The 689-nt window shown below is 48.9% G+C and carries 1 protein-coding gene; it reads right to left on the reverse strand.

Translation table 11 applies throughout. The annotated features are described in order from the left end of the window. Window positions 1-564, reverse strand: a 564-nt coding sequence (locus R7F64_RS23900) for an efflux RND transporter periplasmic adaptor subunit (protein WP_318072153.1), incomplete at its 3' end; no start/stop codon positions are given. Window positions 565-689 lie beyond the last annotated feature (125 nt).

Here is a 689-nt window from a genome sequence, read left to right on the forward strand (position 1 = left end):
GCCTTTCACCAGGCCACTACGTCCAGTTCGGTAGGCGTTCAGCAGCTCTTCTTGTGCTTTGACTAGCTCGGGAGAATACAACGTGAACAGCACGTCGCCTTTGTTGACCTTTTCACCCACGGCATTGATGTAAAGCTTTTCAACCCAGCCCGCCACGCGAACATTGGTTTGCCACAAATGGCTTTCGTCAAACGCGATATAGCCGACAGTTTCAATCCGAGGTGAAAGTTGCTCTAAAGAGACTTGAGCGGTTTTTACACCTAAGTTGTTTTCAACCGATGGGTCAATTTTTACCGTGCCGGGTTTGTCTTGTTCACCCGCGAGATCTTCGGCGTACACTGGGATCAAGTCCATGCCCATTGGCGATTTACCCGGTTTGTCGCGCTTATAATTTGGATCCATTGGCGCAACCCAATAGAGTGGCTCGTTTGAGCTACTCGCAGCGCTACCGCCTGTGCCGCTCATGTCGTGGTTTGCACCAGATAGGTACTGATTAACGCCAAACCCTAGTGCCCCGCCAACAAGCAGAGCGATGGTTGCTATCTTGATTGAATTTGAATTCATTCCTAATTCCTTATTTTCCCCATGAGGCATGACAGCGATGTTGATTGTTTATTGGTGTGCATTCGCCATCGTCCCCAAACTTGGGTTCTTTTATGTTTTTGTTTTAGTTCGCGCTTGCTTCAGGC

The organism is Vibrio sp. Vb1980 (assembly GCF_033338615.1).
GTDB classification, from domain to species: Bacteria; Pseudomonadota; Gammaproteobacteria; order Enterobacterales; family Vibrionaceae; genus Vibrio; species Vibrio alginolyticus.